Origin of the sequence: Ahrensia sp. R2A130, assembly GCF_000179775.1 — a bacterium.
Taxonomy (GTDB): domain Bacteria; phylum Pseudomonadota; class Alphaproteobacteria; order Rhizobiales; family Rhizobiaceae; genus Pseudahrensia.
On sequence record NZ_AEEB01000042.1, the window covers coordinates 41,076 to 50,161 of the forward strand.

Genomic DNA, 9,086 nt, shown 5'->3' on the forward strand with positions numbered 1-9,086 from the left:
GCTGCCACACGCGCAGGCTCTTACGCTGGCGGGTTGGCAAACGCGCTCTTGTCAGCCCGTGACGGCATCAAGGGGCCGTGGGTCGACGTCTCCATGCATCCGCCGAAACAAGCTGTGAACGACCCGAACAATCTGGCCCGGTGGTCGCTGGCCGTGCGTGAACTGACGATCCTGCACGAGATGCAATCACACCTGACGGTTCAGCCTAAGCACAAGGATGCAAAAGAGGGTGCACGGGACGTATCGCTCCATCATATCAACAAGGGAGCGAGCGCCGATGGTTTGGAGCCGATGGCAGTAACCCTGGCTGCCTTCGACCGTCCCGATAGTAGCTATCTGAAGCAACAGCTACGGTTGGTAAATTCTTATGCCGACTTGCGCGGCGATCGGATGAATGAAATTCTGACACAGACGGGTTATCCCACGCCGTTCTTCAATGTCATCTCCGGTCTCCATCCGGCGCAGAAAAAATATACGCACGAACTGGTTGGCATCACCCAATCGCTGGTCAGCAGCATTGTTTTGTCGATCAAGCATGTGCTGGCGGTTCCTCGTCCCGACACGTTCTCCCACCAGATCCAGCCGGCAATTCCGACACCTGGCCACGGTACTTTGCCGAGCGGCCATGCAGCGGAAAATTTTGCCGTCGCCGTCGTGCTTGCCCACTTGCTGGAAAATCGGGCAACAGATGGTAGCTTGACCAACATGTTGATACGGCAGGCCGCGCGTATCGCTGCAAACCGAACAGTTGCTGGCGTGCACTTCCCTATCGATTCTGTTGCCGGTGCCATGCTTGGCATTGTGATGGGTCAATATATCGTCAGCCGCAGCACCGGAACGTCGATCGCCAAAAGTGCCGAGTTTATAGCATCGACTGCTTCGGGAGCCGATCCGGCGCAAGACTTCATCGTGACCAATTATATGATTGCCGATTTGACCAAAGGTCCACAGCTGCCGACTAACCCGATTCTCTCAAAAACAGTAAAAATTGGTACCGAAGTGACCATTGAAACTGTTCCCAATAGCCCGATCACTTGGCTCTGGGATCAAGCTGTAAGCGAGTGGGTATAATTATGGCGCGCACGATAGAATATACGTTCCAGCAGGACGAACGAACGGTATTCGTCGCAGCCAATGGCAACAAGTCACCCGTCCGGTTCGATGATGCTTACAGTCAATGGTCCATTGGTGTGGGTAAGGACTTCGAACTGATTGATACGATTACAAGCACCGATGAGGATGATCCTTTTTTTGATGATTTCAAATTCTACGCGTTTCTCACCGGCCTCAAGACCCGGCTGGACGCTACAGCACATGTAGACGAGACATTCGCGTTTCAAAGCGAGGCATTTGACAAGCGGAGTGATGCAAGCCGTTTTAGCCTGCCGGTGCGGCGGGACTTTCTGACTGTTGAAGGTCCCGGTGGAGTGGTGCAGGGAGATGGAGCAGAGAAAGAACAGACCCCCAAGTTTCTGCCGGCACTCTTGTCCAGACTTCCTATTCGCGAGGCTGCGGTCAGCGAGGAATTTACGGGCGACGATATCACGCCGGATGCACTCTTTGGTCCGAAATTGTCTGCGGCGTTTGATGATCCTGAAAAGATTGTTCTGGTCGGCGTTATCGATGACGGAATCAACTTCTTCCACGAGAGGTTTCAAGACAAGCATGGCAACTCACGGTTCGACTCAGTGTGGGTTCAGGACGCTGATACGATCAACCAGTCTTTTACCGAATTCGGAAGGGAATTTACGAACAGCGCGATCAATAGATTTCTGTTGGAACGTGCCGGTGCTGATGACTTCGATCTCTTACGAAAAGCGGGTGTGGTCGGGGGCCACGCTAAAGGCTATCATCCCACGGCCCTGCAATTTGGCGGAAGCCACGGAACCCACGTCGCGGACCTTGCAGCGGGCTATGGTCGCGATCACAAAGACGCGCTTCATCGCAGGTTGCTTGGCGTGCAACTGCCACTGCTGGCGACTTTGGATACCTCCGGTTACTCGCTCATCGGGCTGATTATCGAGGCAGTGCGCCACATTTTCAGCCGGGCAACATTGATGAGCATCGAGTTGAATACCGCGCTGCCGGTCGTCATCAATCTCAGCTATGGTTTCCGGGGTGGGCCGCGCAACGGCCTGCACCCCATCGAGCGCGCATTACGTGCATGGTCCGTCCAATACCGTTCCGACATGAAAGCAGCTGGTCTTCAGGAGCCGTCAGTCGAGGTTGTGGTGCCTGCGGGTAATGGTCATCTCACACAAAGCCATGCGGCGAGTGAAGTTGGGACAACGAACACAAGTGAACTTGATGTGACGCTGTCCGTCAAACCGGATGACCGGACACCCACATTTGTCGAGATATGGCTTCCGCTGAACGCGCAGGGAATTGAATTTTCGTTGACGTTACCCAACGCGAAGCGCCTCGGACCGATAAATTTTGACCCCACCGACCTGACGAGTGCTTCTTTGCTCATGGTGGGTGACGATCCCAGTTCAGTCATCGCCCGCGTGAAAATGGATGAACCGAACACGGCTCTCGATGAAAAAGGCCTTCGTGACACACTGACCAATAGTGCCCACTGGCGCATTCTTCTTGCCATCGCGCCTACCGCGCACCACGTCCTTGAACTTGCATCAGCCCCGATCGGTGACTGGAGCATAAATGTCACCGCTCGCAACATGGCAATCGGTCAACGCATTCAGACATGGATCCAACGGGATGAGCCGGTGTCTGGTTTTCGTATCGGAGCTCGGCAGGCTGAATTCGTCGATAAAGACTATGAGAACAATAGGTGGCTCGATAACGGGCAGTTGCGCGTTTTCGATCCACCCGCACAAACCATACGCCGCGATGGCACATTGTCGGGTATCGCGACGAACCCGTCTGCTGAACAGCTTGTCCGGGAGAATTTGGAAGAAACGATTTCAAGACCGACCATCGCGGTTGCGGGCTATGTCGAGCAAACGCAAAGCGCGGCCGCCTATTCCGCGTCTCAGACTGTAGGTCGAAAAGGTCCGGTAATTGCAGCTGTCTCGGATCGATCGCCCGTGCGTCCTGGGGTTATCGCCGCCGGGACCAATAGCGGATCTACCCACATTCAGAACGGTACCAGTGTCGCGGTGCCGCAAGTCGTGAGAGTGCTGGCCGATGCAATGGCTAAGACACGCACTGGGTTCGACGGGTCGGAGTTTCTGAACAACTCTGCCGCTATCGAAGCGGAGTCCCATGTGCGCCCGTCGAAAGCCTTGGAGCCGAATAGCAGCAAGAAAGCAGCTATCGAAACCCGCTTTGGCAAAGACATTCGTTCAGCCCGCTTAAGCGGTTTTTTGCTGCCCGTGCACAAAGACCTGACGGGCATGACCGAACGTGAGACGGATTCATGAAGCCAGCGATTGATATATCCACCGCTAAAGATGCCAATGTGCATGATGCTGACAGTGCAGTCGGGCCAATTGATCAAGACCCCGCCGCTTCGGCGGGCGGGGAACATCTGCGCCGTAGCGCTTCGTCCGAACGTATGTCTTCGATATCAGCAATGGTGGTTTGTTTGTCAGCCGCCGCAGTGCTGGGGATGCTGCTTTGGTTGCTGCACGTGCAAAGCACGACGATGCAGACTGCACCGCAGATAGAAAGCCTGATCAAAGATCCTGCCATCCTATGCGTGAGCGAGGATTGCATGACCAAACGCACCCTTATTGCGCTTGAATTGCACGCTTTTAATCTGCGAAATCAAAGGGTGCAATCGGCGTTGACATCCAGGCTCTTTGTTCAGGTTATCGCTCAAGTGGTCGCTCTGGCACTGATCGTGCTCGGAGGCGTGTTGGTGTTTGATCGAGTGCGTTCAAGAACCAGTGTAATGTCGTTTGGCCGTACGCAACTCGCGACGCCGGGACAGGATAAGCCCCGCAGCTGGTCATTTGTTCTCGTGTCCGACCTTCCAGGCGTGTTGCTCTGCGCGATGGGCATGCTGACGCTTGGCGCCTCGATGTATTTCATCGCCAACGCTGCACTGATCGAGGTGAGTGACGTCCCAATTTACCTAGAAAATCCGAATACATACAAATTTTCTTCGAGGCAGACGGAAGGCAAGGCGAAGCCGATACTGACAGCGAAAGAAATGAAAATCGATGTCGAAAATGATTTCAAAGACGAAGGAGGATGATGCGGTGTCGCGTTCAATACCGAAAACATTTGTTCTGGTTGGGTCCATCGTAGCTGCAAGCGCGACGGGGCATGTGCACGCGCAGCTTTCGAGCGGTGATGCGAATAAGCTTTTCAGAATCTGTGGCGAAACGAAACCCAAGTCGGTCAACTACGACAGCAAGTTATGCCAGTATTATCAGGCTGGATTTGATCGAGGCGTGGCTACGGCAGCACAACCCCCAAGCGTAGTGGATCCCGGCTTTTCTGGTTTCTCCGCGGGAAGAGACTTCTTCAATGTTGAAGAATATTTCAAAGCCATCTCCAAGGTCGATCAACTCTTGGAGGCTGTCGACGATCCGGACGCTTCGCAACGACTGAACAAAGCTTTTCAGGATTTCAAAAAGACTGTGCCGTCAATCGCGATTGAAGGTGGAGGGATGAAGTTGGCGCCGCCACAGAAACCCAGTCTGGATGTTTTTGAGTACGGCAAATCGATTACGAATTTCGAAGAGGCGGTGAACTCTCTTCCTGACGCCTCCATGCAAACGAAAGCGCGCGACGCCTTCGCCGACTTCAACCGTGCTGTGCCGCCGCTGGCTATTTCGCCCCCAACCTAGTCACGAGAATCCCGACGCCAATACTCTCCAGGTTCCAGTACGCGGTGATGTTGGTGCAATTCGATGCGCTTCATTTCTTTTGTTGAGATCATTGATCTCGAGGCAAATTTTGGATCGGAAATTGGAGAAACAAGCTATGCCGACAAACCACGAAGTTTTGCCTGGTGACGGATTGCCAACTCCCGAGACGGTGCGCCCTGGTGACACGATCATGCTGTTGCCAGGCACACATGCCCAACCACTCGTTGTGTCTGGATTGCGAGGCACGCTAAACGCGCCGATCACGATTACCGCAGCGTTGGGTGCTATTGTCACGGGTACCATGGATGAGGAGCAGGCCCGCCTCTTTTTGAATGCCGAAGCGACGCGCCGACAGGAAGGGGGCTACTATCCAGCTCCTGGCCATCTGGGTGACCTTGCGGCACTGACCATACGCAATTGCCAGTTCGTCATCGTGCAGAGTCTTGCGCTATTCCAATGTTGGCCAACCGCGCTCTACATTGACGATAGCCGTTTCGTTGCGGTTCGCGACTGCCGCATTGAAGGAGCCACCATTGCCATTGGCATTAACGGGCTCGACACGCGCTTTATCCTGATCGAAGGCAATGATTGGCTTCAGGATATTAGCCCTCATCACGATTTGTGGAACAAAATTCCTTGGCGTGCAGTGCATGGCGCGATCGCGGATGGCAGCGGACCAGTGGAGGACACGGACCAACGCCATTTTGATGGCGATTTCCTGCGCTGCTGGGACATCGCGGGGGACATGACCGTGCGGGGGAACCGGGTCAGCGACGCATTCAATGGTATTCATGTCTTCAATCGAACCGACGAACTGGCGCCAGGTCGCAATCCAACGGCTGAACTCTTTAACCGACGACGACGCGCGGCAGCCAATATTTTGGTGGAGGACAATTTCTTTCAGCGCGTGCGCGACAATGTCATTGAGCCAGAGGATCATGCATGGAACTGGGTTGTTCGACGCAACTTAATGCTCGATTGCTACCTGCCCTTTTCGCTGGAACTGCACCGGGCAGGCTGGATTACCATATACGCTAATCAGGCGCTTGCCCTGCATCCGCCACTATTTGGTATCGCCGGAGCCGCACGTACAGAATTCGCCATGTTTAAGACAGGCGGTCTACAACGCAATGAAGGGCCCATAAATGTGCTCTTCAACAGTTTCGGTTTCTTGCCTGATCAGCGTTATTTCCGACGCGGCTTCTATGCGAAGTTCGGCCATTACAACAATGCGGTGGACTACCTTGGCGGCACGACGCGGTTTTTCGGCTCGCGTGGGCGCGACCTTGGCCCCGGTCTGGCCCTGAGTGCAGACAATCCGCTGGCTGATGAACTGGCCGTTGAGGAGAAGCGCTTTACCCGCAGGTGGGACGGGACCATGGAGGGTTCCGAACTCCTATCGGAACATGCGCGTGCGCTTCTCAATCTCACCATCAAAATGGATGGCGACATGGTTCATGATGACGCCTTTCCAGGAGGGGGAGCTAAACGTCATTATGTCGAGCTTGGATACAGGCTTGGTGACGCATCGCTTGGGCAATCTCCCCAGTTTGATGTTGATCCAACAAACCTGCCTGAACACCCTGAGCAGATCGACCTACGTCCTGGTAACAGGCAGGCAATAGGAAGTTCGGTCGCGGTAACCATCGCTTTGCACAATGGTGATGCCCATACCGTGCCAGCGGGTCTCGATCGTGGGGCTTATCAGTCAAGCCAAAAGGGACGCGAGGCTATGAACGCACTCGATGCGGCCTTTGGTTTCATCCCTGATTTCAGCTGGACCGGACGGGTCGAACGACGCCCACTTCCGCCTGCATCAGATCCCAATGGAGAGCTTACCGTATGAGTAACATGCAAACAGATGTTGGGAACTACCCATCACCCATCACCCAACACACCAAGTAACGCTCCGCCTTTCGTGATCAGTCAACGCTTTTTCGCCTCGTTGATAGGTGTCATTGCTTTTGGCCTGCCTACTTTTCTTGTGTTTGGTTCGCTGGTTGGCGGTTGTTTTCGGAACTCCTTGAGTCATAATTATTACTCGTCTTTTTTCGGAGATGTCTTCGTTGTTTCACTCGCCGCCATGGGCCTTTTCCTCTTCGCCTATCGCGGGCGAGACGGGCGCGGGGGCCTAGAAGACAAACTTGCCACGGTGGCTGGTATCGCTGCGCTTGGCGTAGCACTCTTCCCCACTGAAGGTGATGGGCTGGATGGAAAGGCGTGTGCTAGTCGCGCATTTGTCGATTCAGTCGGGGGAGTATCCTTCGAACTCTTTGCAAATGTTTGGATGCTGCATGTCGCTGCCGCCGTCTACGTGTTCGGATTTTTGGCCTATTACGCCCTCTTTAACTTCACCAAGGTTCATTCTGCGGAAAGCGTGGACGCGCATGGTAATCTCACGCCTGCAAAGCGGCATCGAAACAGGCTCTATCGCGCTTCAGGCATCGCGATTCTTGGATGCATTGCACTGCTGGGCCTGCATTCATGGATTGGTCACGGATGGACATTCTGGCACGCTATCAACGCAACATTCTGGATTGAGGCATTGGCACTCGTCGCCTTTGGAACGTCATGGATCGTGCGTGGCCGGGTGTTCGACACTGTGTTGCTTGATAGTGCCGCCAAGGGTGTTGTCAGACTAACTAGCAAAGTTTCAAATTAGCATGGCGTCGGGGCTCTTCAGGCCGCACTTAGCTGCTGCCACTAATCCAAAGCAACATCGCGGCTCGAATTGAAATGATGGCGACTGATGAGATGATGTTGCTGATCGAAGTGGTTATGGACGGAGGCGTGGATTGATGCGAATTTCTGCAGCGTTTCTATCGATCGGAACCGCTGCATGGTCCGTTCCCGTCTTCGAAAGGGAAGGTGTGAATTCTCGGCCCGGTTGTTGAGCCATCGTTCAGTTTCCTGTCGCCCGGCGTTCCCGATGACTTTCATCGCAGCACTGTAAGACCGAAGCTTGTCCGTTACGATCATGCGTGGTGGGCCGTGGCGCTTCATCAACTTCCTGAGGAACTTCAACGCGGCCTTACGATCACGGCGTTTGGTGATGTAAGGATTCTAGAGCCTCGCCTTCATGATCTACAGCCCGCCACAGGTAGTGCCTTTCCCCGTTGATCCTTACGACGACCCCGTCGAGATGCCACTGCCAATGCGAATAGGCACTCGTCTTCTGGACGCGTCTTTTGCGGATTTCGCCAGCAAACATTGGACCAAATCTGTTCCACCAAAAGCGGATCGTTTCGTGACTGATGACGATGCCACGCTCATGCAACAGATCCTCGACGTTGCGCAGCGAGAGCGGAAACCGGACGTACGTCATCACTGTGAGGCGGATGATCTTGGGCGATGAGTTGAAATATTTGAAGGGATTGGGTTTGGCCATGGATCATGGCTCTCGTCTGAGCCCGGAACCGTCAAGTTGCTCTGACAATGCCCACAACGCTGATGCGAGATCGTGTTCGCAATGGCGACCGCAAGATGAGACGGGCATGGTTCGGCGCGATTCTTGACAAAGTTATCGTCCGTCCGGATGAGCTCGTGGTAAGGGACGGAAGCCTCGTCTGCGCAACACGGTCTCGAATTGCGGAGATGCACTAATCCAAAATCACGCGGCACCGGTGCCCAGACGTATTCAAGAATGGTGCACCGGTCCGAACAGTTCTGCGAACTCGTATAGTGTTGAATTTGTGTTGTGATTTCGTATTGAAATCGAGGACTCCCTTACTCTGTCAGTCGACGTGCAGACTTTCCACATAGCCGTCCAGCGCGAGCAGAACGGCTACGAACATGAGCGTGAGGCCGACCGCCATAAGCACGCTGTCGCACGTGATATGGCTGCCTCGGTCGCGTTGGCCCCCGGATGTTATGCGCCTCTATCCCGCTCACCGCGCCGCCCGAAGGCCTGACCAATCAGGATGGTCGCCGCCAGCGCGTCCACGCTGACCTGTTCCCCTGAAACCTCCTCGATTTCGGGTTAGTCCTGTTTCCTGATCAAGGAGACGGACGATGAAGAGATCACGGTTCACGGACGAGCAGATCATCGGAATATTGAAAGAGCACCAGGCAGGCGCGACGGCGAAGGATATCTGCCGAAAGCACGGCATCAGCGACGCGACGTTTTACAAGTGGCGATCCCGTTTCGGCGGCATGGAGGTGTCGGAAGCTCGTCGGCTGAAGATATTGGAAGATGAGAACGCGAAGCTGAAGAAGCTGCTGGCTGAATCGATGCTTGATGTGTCGACATTGCGCGAGATGCTTTCAAAAAACTTCTAAGGCCCAGCTCGCGGCGTAACGCCTTGG

General features: G+C 54.5%; 6 protein-coding genes and 2 pseudogenes. 7 read left to right on the forward strand and 1 reads right to left on the reverse strand.

What is annotated here, in order from left to right:
• The first annotated feature begins 48 nt into the window (after positions 1 to 48).
• The 6 genes from R2A130_RS17875 (at position 49) to R2A130_RS16870 (ending at position 7,443) form a co-directional block, all read left to right on the forward strand.
• Positions 49 to 1,071, forward strand: a complete 1,023-nt coding sequence (locus tag R2A130_RS17875; protein ID WP_198008831.1) for a phosphatase PAP2 family protein — start codon at positions 49 to 51, stop codon at positions 1,069 to 1,071.
• A gap of 2 nt (positions 1,072 to 1,073) precedes the next feature.
• The gene (locus R2A130_RS16850) at positions 1,074 to 3,383 is read left to right on the forward strand and encodes a S8 family serine peptidase (RefSeq protein ID WP_009465408.1); all 2,310 of its coding nucleotides are present in this window, start codon (positions 1,074 to 1,076) and stop codon (positions 3,381 to 3,383) included.
• Positions 3,380 to 4,162 carry a hypothetical protein gene (locus R2A130_RS16855; protein ID WP_009465409.1) on the forward strand — a complete coding sequence of 261 codons (783 nt, stop codon included), beginning with the start codon at positions 3,380 to 3,382 and terminating at the stop codon, positions 4,160 to 4,162. Before R2A130_RS16850 ends, R2A130_RS16855 begins: the two co-directional genes overlap by 4 nt.
• On the forward strand, positions 4,128 to 4,760 hold the full coding sequence (locus tag R2A130_RS16860; RefSeq protein WP_156798590.1) for a hypothetical protein: 633 nt from the start codon (positions 4,128 to 4,130) through the stop codon (positions 4,758 to 4,760). The genes R2A130_RS16855 and R2A130_RS16860 overlap by 35 nt, the downstream gene beginning before the upstream one ends.
• A 136-nt stretch (positions 4,761 to 4,896) precedes the next feature.
• The gene (locus R2A130_RS17880; RefSeq protein WP_009465411.1) at positions 4,897 to 6,627 is read left to right on the forward strand and encodes a hypothetical protein; all 1,731 of its coding nucleotides are present in this window, start codon (positions 4,897 to 4,899) and stop codon (positions 6,625 to 6,627) included.
• Positions 6,628 to 6,699: 72 nt separating this feature from the next.
• Positions 6,700 to 7,443, forward strand: a complete 744-nt coding sequence (locus R2A130_RS16870) for a hypothetical protein (protein WP_009465412.1) — start codon at positions 6,700 to 6,702, stop codon at positions 7,441 to 7,443.
• Between the two features lie 41 nt (positions 7,444 to 7,484).
• Here R2A130_RS16870 and R2A130_RS19190 read toward each other — a convergent pair.
• Positions 7,485 to 8,169: pseudogene (locus tag R2A130_RS19190) on the reverse strand (IS6 family transposase).
• Positions 8,170 to 8,792: 623 nt separating this feature from the next.
• Here R2A130_RS19190 and R2A130_RS16885 point away from each other — a divergent pair.
• Positions 8,793 to 9,086: pseudogene (locus tag R2A130_RS16885) on the forward strand (transposase); the annotation flags it as partial.